This window comes from Klebsiella pasteurii (assembly GCF_018139045.1).
In the GTDB taxonomy this organism is placed as follows: Bacteria; Pseudomonadota; Gammaproteobacteria; order Enterobacterales; family Enterobacteriaceae; genus Klebsiella; species Klebsiella grimontii.
In genome coordinates this window covers 2,317,548-2,336,274 of sequence record NZ_CP073236.1, presented here as the reverse complement: position 1 = coordinate 2,336,274, position 18,727 = coordinate 2,317,548, and the positions used below count along the sequence as shown (strand labels likewise).

Annotated in this window: 19 protein-coding genes; 16 read left to right on the top strand and 3 right to left on the bottom strand. The window is 57.5% G+C overall.

Annotated features, from left to right (window positions below; genetic code table 11):
• Positions 1-8 precede the first annotated feature (8 nt).
• Positions 9-560 (bottom strand): endonuclease SmrB, encoded by a 552-nt coding sequence (gene smrB, locus KCG39_RS10865; RefSeq protein ID WP_004123257.1) that lies wholly within the window; start codon positions 558-560, stop codon positions 9-11.
• A gap of 167 nt (positions 561-727) precedes the next feature.
• On the opposite strand from smrB, the gene prmB reads away from it, so the two are divergent.
• From prmB to KCG39_RS10835, 6 genes are read left to right on the top strand one after another with little or no spacing between them, the layout of a single operon-like run.
• Positions 728-1,660: a 50S ribosomal protein L3 N(5)-glutamine methyltransferase gene (gene prmB / locus KCG39_RS10860; RefSeq protein WP_142468014.1), complete on the top strand. Its 933-nt coding sequence runs from the start codon at positions 728-730 to the stop codon at positions 1,658-1,660.
• A 37-nt stretch (positions 1,661-1,697) separates the two neighbouring features.
• Entirely contained in the window at positions 1,698-2,783 is a 1,086-nt protein-coding gene (gene aroC, locus KCG39_RS10855) for a chorismate synthase (protein ID WP_004123252.1), read from the top strand.
• Positions 2,784-2,786: 3 nt separating this feature from the next.
• Positions 2,787-3,611: a penicillin-insensitive murein endopeptidase gene (mepA, locus tag KCG39_RS10850; RefSeq protein WP_004123249.1), complete on the top strand. Its 825-nt coding sequence runs from the start codon at positions 2,787-2,789 to the stop codon at positions 3,609-3,611.
• The gene (locus tag KCG39_RS10845) at positions 3,611-4,420 is read left to right on the top strand and encodes a sulfite exporter TauE/SafE family protein (protein ID WP_004123247.1); all 810 of its coding nucleotides are present in this window, start codon (positions 3,611-3,613) and stop codon (positions 4,418-4,420) included. Before mepA ends, KCG39_RS10845 begins: the two co-directional genes overlap by 1 nt.
• A complete protein-coding gene (locus tag KCG39_RS10840; RefSeq protein WP_004123243.1) occupies positions 4,420-4,968 on the top strand; it encodes an elongation factor P hydroxylase in 549 nt (182 codons plus the stop codon). Before KCG39_RS10845 ends, KCG39_RS10840 begins: the two co-directional genes overlap by 1 nt.
• Positions 4,969-4,999: 31 nt before the next feature.
• On the top strand, positions 5,000-5,278 hold the full coding sequence (locus tag KCG39_RS10835) for a YfcL family protein (protein WP_004123241.1): 279 nt from the start codon (positions 5,000-5,002) through the stop codon (positions 5,276-5,278).
• Between the two features lie 54 nt (positions 5,279-5,332).
• Here the strand turns inward: KCG39_RS10835 and mnmC are convergent, their stop codons facing one another.
• Positions 5,333-7,321, bottom strand: coding sequence for a bifunctional tRNA (5-methylaminomethyl-2-thiouridine)(34)-methyltransferase MnmC2/FAD-dependent 5-carboxymethylaminomethyl-2-thiouridine(34) oxidoreductase MnmC1 (mnmC, locus tag KCG39_RS10830; RefSeq protein WP_087829185.1), 1,989 nt, complete (start codon positions 7,319-7,321; stop codon positions 5,333-5,335).
• Positions 7,322-7,479: 158 nt separating this feature from the next.
• On the opposite strand from mnmC, the gene fabB reads away from it, so the two are divergent.
• Together fabB and KCG39_RS10820 are read left to right on the top strand one after the other, a co-directional pair.
• Positions 7,480-8,697, top strand: coding sequence for a beta-ketoacyl-ACP synthase I (gene fabB, locus KCG39_RS10825; RefSeq protein ID WP_004123236.1), 1,218 nt, complete (start codon positions 7,480-7,482; stop codon positions 8,695-8,697).
• A 206-nt stretch (positions 8,698-8,903) separates the two neighbouring features.
• A complete protein-coding gene (locus tag KCG39_RS10820; RefSeq protein WP_004123233.1) occupies positions 8,904-10,079 on the top strand; it encodes an MFS transporter in 1,176 nt (391 codons plus the stop codon).
• Between the two features lie 40 nt (positions 10,080-10,119).
• Here KCG39_RS10820 and flk read toward each other — a convergent pair whose 3' ends face one another.
• Positions 10,120-11,079, bottom strand: a complete 960-nt coding sequence (gene flk / locus KCG39_RS10815) for a flagella biosynthesis regulator Flk (protein WP_004123231.1) — start codon at positions 11,077-11,079, stop codon at positions 10,120-10,122.
• Positions 11,080-11,189: 110 nt separating this feature from the next.
• Between flk and pdxB the strand changes: the two genes are divergently transcribed.
• The 8 genes from pdxB to cvpA all read left to right on the top strand — a co-directional run bounded on the left by pdxB (position 11,190) and on the right by cvpA (position 18,718).
• A complete protein-coding gene (gene pdxB / locus KCG39_RS10810; RefSeq protein WP_049114649.1) occupies positions 11,190-12,326 on the top strand; it encodes a 4-phosphoerythronate dehydrogenase PdxB in 1,137 nt (378 codons plus the stop codon).
• A gap of 62 nt (positions 12,327-12,388) precedes the next feature.
• A complete protein-coding gene (locus KCG39_RS10805; RefSeq protein ID WP_004123225.1) occupies positions 12,389-13,402 on the top strand; it encodes an aspartate-semialdehyde dehydrogenase in 1,014 nt (337 codons plus the stop codon).
• On the top strand, positions 13,402-14,214 hold the full coding sequence (gene truA / locus KCG39_RS10800; RefSeq protein WP_004123224.1) for a tRNA pseudouridine(38-40) synthase TruA: 813 nt from the start codon (positions 13,402-13,404) through the stop codon (positions 14,212-14,214). Before KCG39_RS10805 ends, truA begins: the two co-directional genes overlap by 1 nt.
• A 27-nt stretch (positions 14,215-14,241) precedes the next feature.
• Positions 14,242-14,901 (top strand): DedA family protein, encoded by a 660-nt coding sequence (locus tag KCG39_RS10795; protein WP_004123217.1) that lies wholly within the window; start codon positions 14,242-14,244, stop codon positions 14,899-14,901.
• Positions 14,902-15,095: 194 nt separating this feature from the next.
• Positions 15,096-16,010 carry an acetyl-CoA carboxylase, carboxyltransferase subunit beta gene (accD, locus tag KCG39_RS10790; RefSeq protein WP_004870882.1) on the top strand — a complete coding sequence of 305 codons (915 nt, stop codon included), beginning with the start codon at positions 15,096-15,098 and terminating at the stop codon, positions 16,008-16,010.
• Positions 16,011-16,082: 72 nt separating this feature from the next.
• A complete protein-coding gene (folC, locus tag KCG39_RS10785; RefSeq protein WP_112165573.1) occupies positions 16,083-17,351 on the top strand; it encodes a bifunctional tetrahydrofolate synthase/dihydrofolate synthase in 1,269 nt (422 codons plus the stop codon).
• Positions 17,341-18,030 (top strand): cell division protein DedD, encoded by a 690-nt coding sequence (gene dedD / locus KCG39_RS10780; RefSeq protein ID WP_087829167.1) that lies wholly within the window; start codon positions 17,341-17,343, stop codon positions 18,028-18,030. Before folC ends, dedD begins: the two co-directional genes overlap by 11 nt.
• A gap of 199 nt (positions 18,031-18,229) precedes the next feature.
• A complete protein-coding gene (cvpA, locus tag KCG39_RS10775) occupies positions 18,230-18,718 on the top strand; it encodes a colicin V production protein (protein WP_004104143.1) in 489 nt (162 codons plus the stop codon).
• The last annotated feature ends 9 nt before the right edge of the window (positions 18,719-18,727 follow it).

The following is an 18,727-nucleotide window of genomic DNA, read 5'->3' as shown; positions in this document are numbered from 1 at the left end:
GCTGACGTTTACGGAAGCTCCGGCGGTTGCCACTCTTCAACTTCAATCAGTACCAGCAGTGCGGCGTCTCCGCCGTACTCTTTTGGTGCCTGATGAAACGCCATAATATGTGGGTGCTGAGCCAGCCACAGCGGCGTTTGCTGTTTGAGAATATGCTTCCCATGCCCGTGCATTACGCAGGCGCAGAATACGTGCTCGCGACGGCAGGCGGCAATCAAGGCTCCCAGTTCCTGCTTGGCCTGCTGCTGGGTTAAACCGTGCAGGTCGAGAAACAGCTCCGGCGAATAATCACCCCGACGCAGCTTTTTCAGCTCAAAATGGCTGACGTCTGAGCGCACATATTTAACCGACCCTTCGGTATTCAGCAGTGGCTGAAACTCATCGGAAAAATAGTGGCTGTTATCCGCTTGCTCCTGGAGCAGCCGCTTGGGCGGTACTTCAGCGATTTTTTTACGCTGCGGGCGATGAACGATGGTGTCTTGCTTAATCTGACGCGTGCCGGTCATCAACTGCCGGAACAATGCCTGATCCTCCTCGCTTAGCGATGTTTTCTTTTTCATTACCTGATCTCATTTTTTCTTTGTCGGTAGTTTACCCGACTCGCCACGCATCCAGGCAAGGAAAACCTATTTTTCCCCCTCCGCCTGACGTAAGAATGCTGATTTATCCCCGTCTTCGTGGCAAACTAGCCGCCGAATTTATAGCAGAGCGTGCCCTGGGGGATAGCGTGGATAAAATTTTTGTTGATGAAGCCGTTAATGAGCTTCATACCATTCAGGACATGCTGCGTTGGGCGGTAAGCCGCTTTAGCGCCGCAAATATCTGGTACGGACACGGCACCGATAACCCGTGGGATGAAGCCGTACAACTGGTGATGCCGTCACTGTATCTGCCGCTTGATATTCCGGAAGATATGCGTACGGCGCGTCTGACTTCAAGCGAAAAACATCGCATCGTTGAGCGCGTCATTCGCCGTATTAACGAGCGCATTCCGGTCGCTTATCTGACCAATAAAGCCTGGTTCTGCGGCCATGAGTTTTACGTTGATGAGCGCGTGCTGGTGCCGCGTTCGCCGATTGGCGAACTCATTAACAACCATTTTTCCGGCCTGATTGACCACTATCCGCAGCACATCCTCGATATGTGCACCGGCAGCGGCTGTATCGCTATCGCCTGCGCATACACTTTCCCGGAAGCGGAAGTCGATGCGGTGGATATTTCTCCTGACGCGCTGGCCGTGACCGAGCAGAACGTGGAAGATCACGGCTTAATTCATAACGTGACGCCTATTCGCTCCGATCTATTCCGCGATCTGCCGAAGGTACAATACGATCTGATCGTGACCAATCCGCCGTACGTCGATGAAGAAGATATGTCCGACCTGCCGGGCGAATATCGCCATGAACCGGTTCTGGGACTGGCCTCCGGTAGCGATGGCCTGAAATTGACCCGCCGGATCCTGGCCTGCGCGCCGGATTATCTCAGCGATGACGGTATCCTGATTTGTGAAGTCGGTAACAGCATGGTACATCTGATGGAGCAATATCCTGACGTGCCGTTTACCTGGCTGGAGTTTGAAAACGGCGGCGATGGCGTCTTTATGCTGACTAAACCGCAGCTGATTGCCGCGCGCGCGCATTTCGGTATTTATAAAGACTAAAACAACACGCAAACATAACGACAAAAACGGAGCCGTGATGGCAGGAAACACAATTGGACAACTCTTTCGCGTCACGACGTTCGGCGAGTCGCATGGCCTGGCGCTGGGCTGCATTGTTGACGGCGTGCCGCCAGGCATTCCGCTAACCGAAGCCGATCTCCAGCACGATCTCGATCGTCGTCGTCCGGGAACCTCGCGCTATACCACCCAGCGCCGCGAGCCGGACCAGGTGAAGATCCTCTCCGGCGTATTCGAGGGCGTAACCACCGGGACCAGCATTGGCCTGCTGATTGAGAATACCGACCAGCGTTCTCAGGACTACGGTGCCATTAAGGACGTTTTCCGTCCGGGACACGCAGACTACACCTACGAGCAGAAATATGGTCTGCGCGACTATCGCGGCGGCGGTCGTTCCTCCGCGCGTGAAACCGCTATGCGCGTGGCCGCCGGGGCGATTGCCAAGAAATTCCTTGCCGCGAAATTCGGTATTGTGATTCGCGGTTGCCTGACCCAGATGGGCGATATCCCGCTGGCGATAAAAGCGTGGGATCAGGTAGAGCAGAACCCGTTCTTCTGCCCGGATCCGGACAAAATCGAAGCGCTTGATGAACTGATGCGCGGCCTGAAAAAAGAGGGCGACTCCATCGGGGCGAAAGTCACGGTGGTGGCCGATGGCGTACCGCCGGGGCTGGGCGAACCGGTGTTTGACCGTCTGGATGCCGATATCGCGCACGCGCTGATGAGCATTAATGCGGTGAAGGGCGTAGAAATTGGCGATGGTTTTGAGGTGGTGAAACTGCGCGGCAGCGAAAACCGCGATGAAATTACCAAAGCGGGCTTCCAGAGCAACCACGCGGGCGGCATTCTCGGCGGCATCAGCAGCGGTCAGCAGATCGTGGCGAATATCGCGCTGAAGCCGACCTCCAGCATTACCGTACCTGGACACACGATCAATCGCTTAGGCGAAGAAGTTGAGATGATCACCAAAGGGCGTCACGATCCTTGCGTCGGTATTCGCGCGGTACCTATTGCCGAAGCGATGCTGGCGATCGTGTTAATGGATCACTTTATGCGTCAGCGCGCGCAAAACGGCGACGTGACGACATCAATTCCACGCTGGTAATAGATGAAAAAAACCGTTATCGCACTGCTGGCGCTTCTCGCCAGCGGTACCAGTCTGGCGGCAACGCCGTGGCAGAAAATCACGCAGCCCGTTAGCGGCAGCCCGCAGTCCATTGGCGCGTTTGCCAATGGCTGTATCGTTGGCGCGCAGGCGCTGCCGTTAAACGCCACCGGCTATCAGGTGATGCGTACCGATCAAAACCGCTACTTCGGCCATCCGGACCTCGTGCAGTTTATTCAGCGTCTGAGCAATCAGGCGCACAATAAAGGCATGGGAACGGTGCTGATTGGCGACATGGGTATGCCAGCCGGGGGACGCTTTAACGGCGGCCACGCCAGCCATCAGTCCGGGCTGGACGTCGATATTTTTCTTCAGCTGCCGCAGGCGCGCTGGAGTTCAGCTCAGCTGCTGAAGCCGCAGGCTCTGGATCTGGTGGCCCGCGACGGCAAGCGCGTGGTGCCGTCGTTGTGGAGCCCGCAAATCAGCCAGCTGATTAAGATGGCGGCGGAAGATAGCGAAGTCACGCGTATTTTCGTCAACCCGGCGATTAAGCAGCAGCTGTGCCTTGATGCCGGTAACGATCGCGACTGGCTACGCAAGGTCCGCCCGTGGTTCCAGCACCGCGCGCATATGCACGTGCGCCTGCGCTGCCCGGCAGGCAGCCTCGAGTGTGAAGACCAGACCCCGCCTCCGGCCGGCGACGGCTGCGGCGCGGAATTGCAAAGCTGGTTTGAACCCCCTAAGCCGGGATCAACCCCTCCTGTGAAGAAGACGCCGCCTCCGCTGCCGCCTTCCTGCCAGGCGCTACTGGATGAGCATATTCTTTAATGGATAGTTTTCTCGACGTTTTTATGGTGTCACCGACGGTACTGGTCGTACTGTTCTTCGTGGCCATTCTGGCGGGTTTCATCGATTCTCTGGCGGGCGGCGGCGGGTTATTGACCGTGCCGGCCCTGATGGCGGCGGGTCTTCCCCCTGCGCAGGCGCTGGCCACCAACAAGCTGCAGGCCTGCGGCGGGTCGCTTTCCGCTTCGCTGTATTTCATTCGCCGCAAGGTGGTGAATCTGGCCGATCAGAAGCTCAATATTCTGATGACCTTTCTCGGCTCGACCGGCGGCGCGCTGCTGGTTCAGCACGTTCAGTCCGACGTTCTTAAGCAAATACTGCCCATTCTGGTTATCGGTATCGGCCTCTATTTTCTGCTGATGCCGAAGCTCGGTGAAGAGGACCGGCAGCGCCGTCTGTATGGCCTGCCGTTTGCCCTGATTGCCGGCGGCTGCGTTGGCTTTTACGACGGTTTCTTTGGCCCGGGCGCCGGATCTTTTTACGCGCTGGCGTTCGTCACGCTGGCCGGGTTCAACCTGGCGAAATCGACCGCGCATGCAAAATTGCTGAATGCGACCTCTAACGTTGGCGGCCTGCTGCTGTTTATCATCGGCGGTAAGGTCATTTGGGCTACCGGCTTTGTGATGATGGCTGGGCAATTTATCGGCGCTCGCGCGGGATCGCGGCTGGTGCTGAGCAAAGGACAGTCACTGATTCGACCGATGATCGTCGTGGTGTCGGCGGTGATGAGTGCAAAACTGCTTTATGACAGCCATGGACAGGAGATCCTCCACTGGCTGGGGATGAACTAATGAACAGCACGCATAAATATGAACAGCTGATCGAAATCTTCGACGGCTGTTTTGCTGACGATTTTAATACCCGTCTGATTAAAGGCGATGACGAACCGATCTATCTTCCGGCAGATGATGATGTGCCGTACAACCGCATCGTCTTTGCCCACGGCTTTTACGCCAGCGGACTGCACGAGATATCGCACTGGTGTATTGCCGGAAAGGCGCGCCGTGAGCAGGTTGATTTCGGTTACTGGTACTGCCCGGACGGCCGCGACGCGATGACCCAGTCTAAATTTGAAGACGTCGAGGTGAAGCCTCAGGCGTTTGACTGGCTGTTTTGCGTGGCGGCGGGATATCCCTTTAACGTCAGCTGCGACAACCTGGAAGGGGATTTTGAGCCTGACCGCATCGCTTTTCAGCGGCGCGTGCATGCCCAGGTGATGACCTATCTGGAGCAGGGGATCCCCGAGCGTCCCGCGCGTTTCATTCAGGCGCTGCAAGAATATTACCAAACGCCGCCCTTGACGGCAGAACAGTTCCCGTGGCCGGAAGACCTGCACTAAGGCCACGCTTTACATACTATGAGGAAAGAAGATGATCGCGGAGTTTGAATCACGCATTCTGGCGTTAATAGATAATATGGTCGACCACGCCAGTGATGACGAACTGTTTGCCGGCGGTTATCTGCGCGGCCACCTGACGCTGGCGGTGGCCGAGCTGGAAGGAGAGGACGAGCATACTGCGCAAGCGGTGCATGACAAAGTAGCCCAGAGCCTGGAAAAAGCCATCAGCGCGGGCGAACTGTCGCCGCCGGATCAGATTCTGGTGCAGGAAATGTGGAACAGTCTGTATCAGAAGGCGATGCAGAAATAGTTCTGCTCTTCGCCAAAGCCCGGCGATCGCTCCGCCGGGCCCGTTTTCCCTCAATTATTTCACCGCTTTCCCTTTCAGCAGCTTTCTGACCCACAGCCGGTTAGGGTTCAGCGCCGCCAGCGTTTCTTTATCCATGGGGAGTGGCTCATGGCTCATTTGCGACGCCAGAATTTCAGCCGCCAGCGGCGCGGAGCACAGGCCGCGTGAACCCAGCGCGCCCAGCATATACAGGTTGCGGTAAACCGGCGCTTCTCCGGCCTGCTCCTGATGTTCAGCCAACGAGGCATATGCGCTTAAGGTAGCGTCATAATCAGGTACGTTGCCGACCATCGGCAAATGATCGCGGGTTGCACAACGCACGCCGCTGCGTGACTGATTTGCGCTCACGTCTACCTCCCGCGTCCATTCCGCCTGCGGGAAGCAGTCAATCAGGCGTTGCCGATTCTGCTGCTGATCGTCGGCGCTAAATGCGGCTTCTGCTTGCCCTCGGTGGTAGCTTGCGCCAATGCAGTGTTGCTTATTATGCGGGTTTTGCGGCGTCAGGTAGCCGTTGTAGCACAGGACCTGGCGCAATTTCGATAGCCCTGGCGTCGTCGGAATATGGCTAACCTGACCGGCAACCGGGTACATGGGAAGATGCTCCGTCTGGCTGAAGTGGGTCAACTTATGGCCGTTGGCCAGTATCACGACCTCGTGGTACTGCCGTTGGTTTAACTGCCAGCCGCCATTGTCTGCGCTGAGAGCCTTTACCGGGTAATCATAGTGAACGAGGAGTCCGCGAGTCGCGGCGAGAGCCAGCAGCTCAGTGGTTAACTGCTGCGGACAAAGCCAGCCGCCTGCCGGATAGGCGATGCCGCCGCAGCCGGTTTCGACACCGGTTTGTTGCTCTGCGGCCTCGGCGTTCACGGCGACGGCGATTTCTGGCGGAAGATTAAGCTCAATCATCTGAGCGATTTTCTGCGCGCTTTTTGCATCCCAGCCCAGCTGCGTCACGCCGCACCATTCATGATCGAACATCACCGGCAGCGTGTCGTACAGGCGGCGGGCGAAAGTAAACGCCGCTGGGAAGAAGCGGGCAAGGGCGGGATCGTGCTGGCTGAGCAGCGGATAGAGCGCACCCTGGCGGTTTCCGGAGGCGCCTTCGGCCGGCGCGCTGTCGGCGCAGTATAACGTCACCTGCCATCCGCGGCGCAGCAGCGCCAGCGCGAGCAGGGCGCTGGCGATCCCCCCGCCGATAATCGCGGCATCGCGATGTTCCGTACCGCTGCGGGCAAACCACGGCGCGCGCGCGGGGATCTCCAGCGTCTGAAGCATTTCACCGGTGAGCATTTCGCGCTTGCGGCCAAAACCTTTGCGCTTCTGCATGCTGAAGCCGGCTTCCTGCAGCCCGCGACGCACAAAACCGGCGGAGGTGAAGGTCGCCAGGGTGCCGCCGGGTCTGGCCAGTCGGGCCATCGCCGCAAACAGCTCCGCTGTCCACATGTCCGGGTTTTTTGCGGGGGCAAAGCCGTCGAGAAACCAGGCATCTACCTGCCGATTAAGCGAATCATCGAGCTCGTTGGTCAGCTGATTAATATCGCCAAACCACAAGTCCAGCGTGACCCGACCCTCGTCCAGCAGCAGACGATGGCAGCCCGCGATGGGCAGAGGCCACTGCGCCTGCAGCTGCTCGGCCCAGGTTGCAAGTTCCGGCCAGCGCTGGTGAGCAAGGCGCAGGTCGTCCGCTTTCAGCGGAAATTTTTCGAAACTGATGAAATGTAATCTTTGCAGGGTAGCTTGTGGATTCTCACGGTGAAAAACGTCAAACGCCTGCCACAGCGTGAGGAAATTGAGGCCGGTACCGAACCCGCTTTCGGCAACCACAAAAAACGGGCGGGGATGTCCTGGAAAACGTTCATTGAGCCGATTGCCGCCGAGGAAGACGTAGCGCGTCTCTTCCAGACCGTTGTCATTGGAAAAGTACACATCGTCAAAATCTCGGGAAACAGGTGTACCCTCAGCGTTGAATTCCAGGTTGGCAGGTTGTATGGCGTTTTGTTTCACGTAAGTTACTCGAATCACAAGGCGTAGAACGATCTTAACGATGTGTGCCTGAGGGCGCAAATTTATACACAAATTGGCTGATCGGACTTGTTCGGCGTACAAGTGTACGCTATTGTGCGACTCGAAACTTACTATAGTGCGACTTACAGAGGTATTGAATGAAACGTGCAGTGATTACTGGCCTGGGCATCGTTTCCAGTATTGGTAATAACCAGCAGGAAGTCCTGGCATCTCTGCGTGAAGGACGCTCCGGGATCACTTTCTCTGAAGAGTTTAAAGATTCGGGAATGCGCAGCCACGTATGGGGCAACGTCAAACTGGACACCACCGGCTTGATCGACCGTAAAGTGGTTCGTTTCATGAACGATGCCTCTATCTATTCCTATCTCTCTATGCAGCAGGCTATTGAAGATGCTGGCCTGAAAGATGAAGTCTATCAGCAAAACCCGCGCGTGGGTCTGATTGCCGGTTCCGGCGGTTCTTCTAAATCTCAGGTTTTCGGCGCTGACGCAATGCGCAGCCCGCGCGGCCTGAAAGCGGTTGGCCCTTACGTGGTGACCAAAGCGATGGCGTCCGCGGTGTCCGCTTGCCTTGCAACACCGTTCAAAATCTACGGTGTGAACTACTCCATCAGCTCCGCTTGCGCGACTTCCGCACACTGCATCGGTAACGCTGTTGAACAAATCCAACTGGGCAAACAGGATATCGTGTTTGCTGGCGGCGGCGAAGAGCTGTGCTGGGAAATGGCGTGCGAATTCGATGCGATGGGCGCGCTGTCCACCAAATACAACGAAACGCCGGAAAAAGCGTCCCGTACCTATGATACCCACCGTGATGGTTTTGTTATCGCGGGCGGCGGCGGTATGGTTGTGGTTGAAGAGCTGGAACATGCCCTGGCGCGCGGCGCGCACATCTATGCTGAAATCGTTGGTTACGGCGCAACGTCCGATGGCGCAGACATGGTTGCCCCGTCCGGTGAAGGTGCGGTTCGCTGCATGAAGATGGCGATGGACGGTGTTGATACGCCGATTGACTATCTGAACTCCCACGGCACTTCTACCCCGGTAGGCGATGTGAAGGAGCTGGGGGCGATTCGTGAAGTCTTTGGCGATAACAGCCCGGCTATCTCCGCGACCAAAGCGATGACCGGTCACTCCCTGGGCGCCGCTGGCGTACAGGAAGCTATCTACTCCCTGCTGATGCTGGAACACGGCTTTATTGCGCCGAGCATCAACATTGAAGAGATGGACGAGCAGGCGGCTGGCCTGAATATCGTGACCGAGCCGACTGAACGCGCGCTGAAGACCGTGATGTCTAACAGTTTCGGCTTTGGCGGGACTAACGCTACGCTGGTGATGCGCAAATACAGCGCATAACGAGCACACTTTACAAGGGGAGCCCGTTGGCTCCCCTTTTTTGTATTCTTGACAGACCCCTGCGCGAAAAGGCAAACTCCTGCCACAACATTAGTCTCTCAGATAATGCGTAAGCGTTTAACGTCATCCAACGCGCCTTAACCCTGATAATCAGGTGGAGAGGGCGTGGCTATCACCTCGCCTTACTCTGCGAACTGGAGTAAAGCATGTCCGCAGTCACTGAAACAAAACATAACCCTTCAGCGAATGGTTCGCTGTTTCGCATCACTTTTGCCGTTTTTCTGACCTATATGACCGTCGGCCTGCCGCTACCGGTTATCCCCTTGTTTGTCCATCAGGAACTGGGATTCGGCAACACCATGGTTGGCATCGCTGTCGGTATTCAATTTCTGGCGACCGTATTAACTCGAGGCTATGCCGGCCGCCTTGCCGACCAGTACGGCGCCAAACGCTCTGTACTTCAGGGGATGCTGGCCTGCGCGCTGGCGGGTGGCGCCTGGCTGTGCGCGGCGCTGCTGCCGGTGCCGGTCATGGCGAAGTTTGGCCTGCTGGTGCTTGGCCGCCTGATTCTGGGGTTTGGGGAAAGCCAGCTGCTCACCGGGAATTTAAGCTGGGGGATGGGGCTGGTGGGTCCCATGCGATCCGGTAAAGTCATGTCGTGGAACGGCATGGCGATCTACGGCTCGCTGGCGGCCGGGGCCCCGCTGGGGCTGCTAATTTACAGCCATTACGGCGTCGCGGCGCTGGCCTGCGTCACCATGGTACTGCCGTTAGTGGCCTGGGCGATTAACGGCACGGTGCGTAAAATTCCTGCTCACGGCGGCGACCGCCCGTCGCTGTGGAGCGTGGTCGGAATGATCTGGCGGCCCGGTATCGGTCTTGGTCTTCAGGGCGTTGGCTTCGCGGTAATTGGTACCTTTGTCTCTTTGTATTTCGCCAGCAATGGCTGGGCGATGGCCGGCTTTACGCTGACCGCGTTTGGCGGGGCATTCGTGCTGATGCGCGTGCTGTTTGGCTGGATGCCGGATCGCTTCGGCGGGGTAAAAGTGGCCATCGTTTCGCTACTGATTGAAGCGATAGGCCTGGCGCTGCTTTGGCAGGCGCCCAATGCCTGGATCGCGCTGGCGGGCGCGGCGCTAACCGGCTGCGGATGCTCGCTTATCTTCCCGGCGCTGGGCGTCGAGGTCGTGAAGCGGGTACCACCGCAGGTACGGGGAACGGCGCTTGGCGGCTATGCCGCGTTTCAGGATATCTCTTACGGCGTCACCGGCCCGCTTACCGGGCTGCTCGCGACTTCGTTGGGCTACTCTTCGGTCTTCCTGGCTGCGGCGATATGCGCCGTGCTGGGGATCCTGGTTACCCTGGTGTCGCTGCGTAAGTAGCGCTTCATTCGGCCCGGCATGCGGGCCGAATGATATGTCCTTAAATCACCAACCACAACAGGGCAAGCACCACGATAACTGCCAGCGCGATAACCCACGGTTTTTTCAATGCCAGCCGCGTTGAGGCGGGAGGCGCCTGAACCGGCGGGATCGCCAGCGTCTCCTGGGCTCTGGCTACCCTGAGCACAAAAATTTTGTTAAGCAGCGTCAACAGCTGCGCTGCGCTGAGCGGCGTTTGCGCCGTCGCGTGCCAGTGGGTTTGGGCAAAATCCATCACTCTTTGCCATTCTGCGGCTTCAAGCGGCTGTTTTAATGCGGCCTGCAGCGAGGTCAACGTCGGCGCAGCCTGCGAACTGAGCGTTTGCCGCGCGTGGAGCCAGTACGAGAGGGGCGTAAAGTGGGTAGCCGGGATCAGCTCTCCGCTCTTGACGCCGCTTAGCTCCAGCATGGATTGCCAGATAAGCTTGCTGGACTCGCCGGTGGCCGCGGCGAGTTTAGTCACCTGCTGATTGAGCGTGTTGTGTTCTGCTGGCAGCAGCGGACGATGCGTTGGCGGGCGCTGCTGCGGCTGAGGAATCGAGAGCTGGCCGCTTTGCAGGAGTTGCAGAACATTCTCCAGCTGCGGCTGGGTCAAGGCATGCAGCGCGGTTTGACCGTCATGCTGACGAATATAATCGCTGACCGCCTGGCGATTGTTGCCCTGGTTCAGCAGTTCGCTCAGCTGCGCCAGGATTTGCCGACGGTGATGATTTTGCTGGGCGAGGATTAAGCGCTGGTTCAGGCTGTTCTCGGCGGCGGCAAAATGGCTTGCCAGCAGCGGCGCGTCGTTTTTCAGGCTAAGATCGTGTTTTACGCAGGCCCACACTTCCGCATTTTGCTGCGAGGTTAAGGCCACCAGGCGCGTAATGAGCCGCTCAAGCGCGGTGCGCTGCTGAGTGGTGAGCGGAGGTTCGCCCGATCCCGGAGGGCGTTCGGACATACCTGAAACGGGTTGCGTCATGATTAATCCTTTGCGTATTGCTGTACTAAGGGCCGGGTGATGATGTTCCTGGCGGCCAGATTATGGCACACTTCCCCGGTTTACTCTCGCTCTCAGACAGGTACTGAACCGTGAAAATCCTCGTTGATGAAAATATGCCCTATGCGCGCGAGCTTTTTAGCCGCCTGGGGGAAGTCAAGGCCGTTGCTGGCCGCCCTGTCCCGGTCGATGCGTTGAATGACGCCGATGCGCTGATGGTGCGATCCGTCACCAAAGTTAACGAAGCGCTGCTTTCCGGCAAGGCGATCAAATTTGTTGGCACCGCGACGGCGGGTACCGATCATGTCGATCAGGCGTGGCTGCATCAGGCGGGAATCGGCTTTTCCGCGGCCCCGGGCTGCAACGCTATCGCGGTGGTGGAATATGTTTTTTCCGCGTTATTAATACTGGCCGAACGCGATGGTTTTGCGCTTAGCGACCGTACCGTCGGGATCGTGGGCGTCGGCAACGTGGGCGGGCGCCTGCAAAAGCGCCTTGAGGCGCTGGGAATAAAAACTCTGCTTTGCGATCCGCCGCGCGCCGATCGTGGCGATGAGGGCGATTTTCGCACCCTCGACGAGCTGGTGCAGGAAGCGGACATTCTGACTTTCCACACGCCGCTCTATAAGGAAGGGCAGTACAAAACGCTGCACCTGGCGGATGAAGCGCTGATTCGCCGCCTGAAGCCGGGGACGATTTTAATCAACGCCTGCCGTGGGCCGGTGGTGGATAACGGCGCGCTGCTGCAGCGGCTGCAGGCCAATCAGTCCTTAAGCGTGGTACTGGATGTCTGGGAGCCGGAGCCGGACCTGAATACCGAATTGCTCAAGCGGGTGGATATTGGTACGCCGCATATTGCCGGTTATACCCTTGAAGGAAAAGCGCGCGGTACGACGCAGGTTTTTGAGGCCTACAGCGCGTTTATTGGTCATCCACAGCAGGTGGCGCTGGACACGTTGCTGCCGGCGCCGGAGTTTGGCCGCATTACGTTGCACGGGCCGCTCGATCAGGCAACGCTAAAACGGCTGGCGCATTTGGTGTATGATGTGCGCCGCGATGATGCGCCGCTGCGAAAAGTCGCGGGCGTTGTGGGCGAGTTCGACAAACTGCGCAAAAATTATCAGGAACGCCGTGAATGGTCTTCGCTATACGTGCAGTGCAGCGATGCGCAGGCGGCGACGCTGTTGCGCCAACTGGGCTTCAACGCCGTACATCATCCTGTTCGTTAATATCATCTTAATGCTCCTGCTGGATAATCCGGCAGGGCTGCTTTTTTCTGGAGTACACCACCATGTCTGAAGGCTGGAATATTGCCGTACTGGGCGCAACGGGCGCCGTAGGCGAAGCCCTGTTCGAAACGCTTGCCGATCGTCAGTTCCCGGTGGGGGATATTTATGCCCTGGCGCGTAGCGATAGCGCCGGGGAACATCTGCGTTTTTCGGGCAAATCGGTAGTCGTACAGGATGCGGCCGAATTCGACTGGACTCAGGTCCAACTGGCCTTTTTTGCCGCCGGTGTCGAAGCGACCGCGGCGTATATCGAAGACGCCACAAATGCGGGCTGTCTGGTGATTGATTTAAGCGGTCTGTTTGCGCTGGAGCCGGACGTGCCGCTGGTGGTGCCGGATGTCAACCCGTTCGTGCTGGCGGATTATCGCAATCGTAACGTTATTGCGGTACCGAATAGCCTGACCAGCCAGCTGCTGTCGGCGTTAAAACCGCTGATCGATCAGGGCGGCCTGTCGCGCATCAGCGTGACCAACCTGCTGTCCGCCTCCGCCCACGGTAAAAAAGCGGTGGATGCGCTGGCAGGGCAGAGCGCCAAACTGCTCAACGGTATTCCGATCGATGAGGACGACTTCTTCGGCCGCCAGCTGGCGTTCAATATGCTGCCGCTGCTGCCCGATCGGGAAGGAAGCGTGCGCGAAGAGCGTCGTATCGTCGATGAAGTCCGCAAAATTCTGCAGGATGATGGCCTGATGATCTCCGCAAGCGTCGTTCAGTCACCGGTATTCTACGGTCATGCGCAGATGGTCAGCTTTGAAGCGCAGCGCCCGCTGGCGGCGGAAGAGGCGCGCGATGCCCTTAGCCGCGGCGAAGATATCGAGCTGTCAGAAGAGGGCGAGTTCCCGACACAGGTCGGCGATGCTTCCGGTAATGCCCGCCTTTCCGTCGGCTGCGTGCATAACGATTACGGGATGCCGGAGCAGGTGCAGTTCTGGTCCGTCGCCGATAACGTCCGTTTTGGCGGCGCGCTGATGGCGGTGAAAATCGCTGAGAAGCTGGTTCAGGAGTATCTGTACTGATGTCTGAGATGGAGCAGCCGGTGGTCTACAAAATTGCGCTGGGCATCGAATATGATGGCAGCAAGTACTACGGCTGGCAGCGGCAGAATGAAGTTCGCAGCGTGCAGGAGAAGCTGGAAAAAGCGCTTTCGCAGGTGGCGAATGAGCCTATTAACGTTTTTTGCGCCGGCCGTACGGACGCCGGCGTTCACGGCACCGGTCAGGTGGTGCATTTTGAAACGCGCGCGCAGCGTCAGGATGCCGCATGGACGCTGGGCGTTAATGCCAATTTACCCGGCGACATTGCGGTTCGCTGGGTAAAGCCGGTTCCGCAAGACTTTCACGCTCGCTTTAGCGCCACGGCGCGTCGCTATCGTTATGTTATCTATAATCATCGTCTGCGACCGGCGGTATTGAGCCGCGGCGTAACCCATTATTATCTCCCGCTTGATGCGGAGCGGATGCAGCGCGCCGCTCAGTGTCTGCTGGGAGAGAATGATTTCACCTCGTTTCGTGCGGTACAGTGCCAGTCGCGCACGCCGTGGCGCAACGTGATGCACATCAACGTCACCCGTTATGGTGCATATGTGGTGGTGGACATCAAAGCGAATGCCTTTGTACATCATATGGTAAGGAACATTGTCGGCAGTCTGATGGAAGTAGGTGCCGGTAACCAGCCAGAGAGCTGGATTGCAGATCTTCTGGCGGCAAAAGACAGGACGCTTGCCGCCGCAACGGCAAAAGCGGAAGGATTGTATCTGGTGTCGGTGGACTATCCGGCCCGCTACGACCTCCCGGTCATGCCGATGGGCCCGCTGTTTCTGGCGGACTAACCGGATTATTAAGGGCTAACGCAAACTATGGACCTGATTCACTTTTTAATTGATTTTATCCTGCATATTGATGTGCATCTGGCTGAGCTGGTCGCGGAGTACGGCATTTGGGTATACGCGATTTTATTCTTGATTCTGTTCTGCGAAACCGGCCTGGTGGTCACGCCGTTCCTGCCGGGGGATTCGCTGCTGTTTGTGGCTGGCGCGCTCTCCGCGCTGCCGACCAACGATCTCAACGTGCATTTAATGGTGCTGCTGATGGTCATTGCCGCGATTGTTGGCGATGCCTTGAACTACACGATTGGCCGGCTGTTTGGTGAAAAGCTTTTCAGCAATCCCAATTCGAAAATTTTCCGCCGCAGCTACCTGGATAAGACCCATAGCTTCTACGAACGACACGGCGGTAAAACCATCATCCTGGCCCGTTTCGTGCCAATTGTCCGAACGTTTGCGCCGTTTGTGGCAGGAATGGGGCATATGTCCTATCGTCATTTTGCGATGTATAACGTTGTTGGCGCGCTGCTGTGGGTACTGTTGTTTACCTATGCAGGTTATCTGTTCGGCGATTTGCCGATCGTACAGGAAAACCTTAAGCTGCTGATTGTGGCGATTATCGTCCTCTCCGTATTGCCTGGCGTGATTGAAGTCATCCGCCACAAGCGGGCGGCGGCGAAACAGGCGAAATAACGCGGCGACGTTCTTCGGGCGGTATGCCGCCGTCCGAAGAGTGAAGTGTGAGCGGTTCGACCACTTTTTTATCCCATGTTACGGGATGTTATGATTTAATGTGCAACATTCATGGTCTGTGAGGGGCAAAAATGGCATTATGCGCCCCTTGCGACAAAACTGGCATCGACCAGGTTCAGGTAGAAAGGTTATCAATGAGCTGGATTGAACGAATTAAAAGCAATATAACCCCCACCCGTAAGGCAAGTATCCCTGAAGGTGTATGGACCAAGTGCGACAGCTGCGGACAGGTATTGTACCGCGCAGAGCTGGAGCGCAACCTGGAGGTTTGCCCTAAGTGCGATCACCACATGCGCATGTCGGCGCGCAACCGCCTGCATAGCCTGCTGGACGAAGGTTCTCTGGTGGAGCTGGGAAGCGAGCTCGAGCCGAAAGATGTGCTGAAGTTCCGCGATTCGAAAAAGTATAAAGACCGTCTGGCGTCCGCCCAGAAAGAGACTGGCGAAAAAGACGCGCTGGTGGTTATGAAAGGCACCCTGCACGATATGCCGGTTGTTGCCGCCGCTTTCGAATTCTCCTTTATGGGCGGGTCAATGGGCTCAGTGGTCGGCGCGCGCTTTGTTCGCGCGGTTGAGCAGGCGCTGGAAGACAACTGCCCGCTGATTTGCTTCTCCGCATCCGGCGGCGCGCGTATGCAGGAAGCGCTGATGTCGCTGATGCAGATGGCGAAAACCTCCGCTGCGCTGGCGAAAATGCAGGAGCGCGGCTTGCCGTATATCTCCGTGCTGACCGACCCAACCATGGGCGGTGTCTCGGCGAGCTTTGCAATGCTGGGCGATCTCAACATCGCTGAGCCAAAAGCGCTGATCGGCTTTGCCGGCCCTCGCGTTATTGAGCAGACCGTTCGCGAGAAGCTGCCGCCGGGGTTCCAGCGCAGCGAGTTCCTGATCGAGAAAGGGGCGATCGACATGATCGTACGCCGCCCGGAAATGCGTCTGAAGCTGGCCAGTATCCTGGCGAAGCTGATGAACCTTCCGGCGCCAAATCCGGAACCCGCTCACGAAGGCGAGGTGGTGCCGCCGGTACCGGATCAGGAACCAGAGGCCTGATAATGGAGAGGGCAGGCCTGACGGCGCTGCCCTTTTTTATACGCGTAGCGATCTTAACTCTTGCCGGACATCATGGAAAAACAACCTATTCCTCAGGCCACGTCGCCCCTGGCTACGTGGCTTTCTTATCTGGAGCATCTGCACAGCAAAACTATCGATCTCGGGCTGGCGCGCGTCAGCGAGGTCGCGCAGCGGATGGCGGTATTAAAACCGGCGCCGTTTGTCTTCACGGTGGCGGGGACCAACGGTAAAGGCACTACTTGCCGTACCCTGGAGTCGGCGCTGATGGCGGCGGGTTACAAGGTTGGGGTTTACAGTTCGCCGCATCTGGTGCGCTACACCGAGCGGGTGCGCGTGCAGGGCGAGGAGTTGACGGAGCTGGCGCATACCACCTCTTTTGCCGAAATTGAAGCCGCGCGCGGTGAGATTTCCCTGAGCTATTTTGAGTTCGGCACGCTTTCCGCGCTGTGGCTGTTTCAGCAGGCGCGGCTGGATGTGGTGATTCTTGAGGTGGGTCTTGGCGGCCGGCTGGATGCGACCAATATCGTCGATGCCGACGTGGCGGTGGTGACCAGTATTGCCCTCGACCATATCGACTGGCTGGGGCCGGATCGCGAAAGCATCGGCCGCGAAAAGGCGGGTATTTTCCGCGCCGGAAAAGCGGCCATCGTCGGTGAACCCGACATGCCGTTGACCATTGCTCAGGTGGCGGATGAAAAAGGGGCGCGGCTCCAGCGCCGTGACGCTGACTGGCGGTACGAGGCCGGGGAACAAGGCTGGTCTTTCTACGATCGGCTGGGGGCATTGACCGATCTGCCGCTGCCGCAGGTTCCGATGCCGAATGCGGCTACGGCGATTGCGGCCCTGCGCGCCAGCGGGCTTAAGGTTAGCGAGCAGGCGATTCGTGATGGCGTACAACGCGCGATGCTACCGGGGCGATTCCAGATAATTAGCGAGGCTCCCCGGACGATCCTTGATGTTGCCCATAATCCGCACGCGGCGGCATATCTCGCGGGGCGTCTCAGAACCTTATCGAAAACGGGGCGCGTGCTGGCGGTTATTGGTATGCTGCATGACAAGGATATTGCAGGTACGCTGGCAAATCTGCAGACGGAAGTTGACGACTGGTACTGCGCGCCGCTGGAAGGGCCGCGTGGAGCCACGGCGGAGCAGCTGCTGGAACATTTGCGCACAGGCAAAGTCTATATTAGCGTCGCGCAGGCGTGGCATGCCGCGATGGCGGACGCCAGGCCTGAAGATACGGTGCTGGTATGTGGTTCATTCCACACGGTGGCGCATGTAATGGAAGAAATAGACGCGGGGAGAATCGGTGGCGAGTAAGTTTCAGAACCGTTTAGTCGGGACGATTGTGCTAGTGGCGCTGGGGGTGATTATCCTGCCAGGGCTGTTGGATGGTCAGAAAAAACATTATCAGGATGAGTTTGCCGCGATCCCGCTGGTGCCAAAGCCGGGGGATCGCGATGAGCCGGATATGCTGCCTGCAGCGACTCAGGCGCTGCCTTCGCAGCCTCCGGAAGGGGCGGCGGAAGAGGTGCGAGCAGGCGATGCCGCTGCGCCATCGCTGGATCCGTCGCGTATACCGGTGAACAACAACAGCTTTGATGTGGTGCAGGAGCCGGTTGTGACGCCTAAGCCACAGCCCAAACCTCAGCCGAAGCCTCAGCCTAAGCCGGTAGAGAAACCACAGGCGCAGCAGGTTGCGGCGCAGACGCCGCCGCCTAAACCGCAGCAGCAGGCTGAAATCCCGGCGCCGACCGGCAAAGCGTATGTTGTGCAACTGGGCGCGCTGAAGAACGCCGATAAGGTTAACGAGATTGTTGGTAAGCTGCGTGCTTCTGGCTTTAAAGTTTACACGTCGCCTTCGACGCCGGTGCAGGGTAAAATCACCCGTATTCTCGTGGGGCCGGATACTTCGAAGGATAAGCTGAAAGGCCAGCTAGGTGAGCTGAAGCAGATTTCAGGACTTAGCGGCGTGGTCATGGGCTACAGCCCGAACTAACTCTCTCTTTTTTAAAGGAGTAGAGGGCCGGAACCCCTGTCTGACGCGCCCTGAAGAGGCGAAAGACAGTATGGCGTTGAATGTTTTTTCAGCGCCATTTTTATTTCTGTAGGGCACGGAAATCCCTACGCAAACGTTTTCTTTTTCTGTTAGAATGCGCCCCGAACCGGACGACAGGGCGTAAAATCGTGGGACGTATATGGTCTGGATTGATTACGCCATAATAGCGGTGATTGGTTTTTCCTCTTTGGTCAGCCTGATCCGCGGCTTTGTTCGTGAAGCTTTATCGCTGGTAACCTGGGGATGCGCTTTCTTTGTTGCCAGTCATTACTACACTTACCTGGCTGTCTGGTTCACGGGCTTTGAAGACGAACTGGTCCGAAATGGGATTGCTATCGCGATACTGTTTATCGCAACGCTTATCGTCGGCGCTATCGTTAACTTTGTGATAGGTCAGCTGGTGGAAAAAACCGGCCTGTCGGGAACCGACAGGGTGTTAGGGATCTGCTTTGGCGCCCTGCGCGGGGTGTTAATCGTCTCAGCGATTCTGTTCTTTCTCGATAGCTTCACCGGTATGGCGAAAAGCGAAGACTGGCAAAAGTCTGAGCTTATCCCTCAGTTCAGTTTCGTTATCAGATGGTTCTTTGACTATCTGCAGAGCTCGTCAAGTTTCTTGCCCAAAGCATAAGCGTTGGGA

Excerpts from the sequence above, each read along its gene's own strand:
- smrB (WP_004123257.1), bottom strand. The coding sequence starts at position 560 with ATGAAAAAGAAAACATCGCTAAGCGAGGAGGATCAGGCATTGTTCCGG.
- aroC (WP_004123252.1), top strand. The coding sequence starts at position 1,698 with ATGGCAGGAAACACAATTGGACAACTCTTTCGCGTCACGACGTTCGGC.
- mepA (WP_004123249.1), top strand. The coding sequence starts at position 2,787 with ATGAAAAAAACCGTTATCGCACTGCTGGCGCTTCTCGCCAGCGGTACC.
- KCG39_RS10845 (WP_004123247.1), top strand. The coding sequence starts at position 3,611 with ATGGATAGTTTTCTCGACGTTTTTATGGTGTCACCGACGGTACTGGTC.
- KCG39_RS10840 (WP_004123243.1), top strand. The coding sequence starts at position 4,420 with ATGAACAGCACGCATAAATATGAACAGCTGATCGAAATCTTCGACGGC.
- KCG39_RS10835 (WP_004123241.1), top strand. The coding sequence starts at position 5,000 with ATGATCGCGGAGTTTGAATCACGCATTCTGGCGTTAATAGATAATATG.
- fabB (WP_004123236.1), top strand. The coding sequence starts at position 7,480 with ATGAAACGTGCAGTGATTACTGGCCTGGGCATCGTTTCCAGTATTGGT.
- KCG39_RS10820 (WP_004123233.1), top strand. The coding sequence starts at position 8,904 with ATGTCCGCAGTCACTGAAACAAAACATAACCCTTCAGCGAATGGTTCG.
- flk (WP_004123231.1), bottom strand. The coding sequence starts at position 11,079 with ATGACGCAACCCGTTTCAGGTATGTCCGAACGCCCTCCGGGATCGGGC.
- KCG39_RS10805 (WP_004123225.1), top strand. The coding sequence starts at position 12,389 with ATGTCTGAAGGCTGGAATATTGCCGTACTGGGCGCAACGGGCGCCGTA.
- truA (WP_004123224.1), top strand. The coding sequence starts at position 13,402 with ATGTCTGAGATGGAGCAGCCGGTGGTCTACAAAATTGCGCTGGGCATC.
- KCG39_RS10795 (WP_004123217.1), top strand. The coding sequence starts at position 14,242 with ATGGACCTGATTCACTTTTTAATTGATTTTATCCTGCATATTGATGTG.
- accD (WP_004870882.1), top strand. The coding sequence starts at position 15,096 with ATGAGCTGGATTGAACGAATTAAAAGCAATATAACCCCCACCCGTAAG.
- folC (WP_112165573.1), top strand. The coding sequence starts at position 16,083 with ATGGAAAAACAACCTATTCCTCAGGCCACGTCGCCCCTGGCTACGTGG.
- cvpA (WP_004104143.1), top strand. The coding sequence starts at position 18,230 with ATGGTCTGGATTGATTACGCCATAATAGCGGTGATTGGTTTTTCCTCT.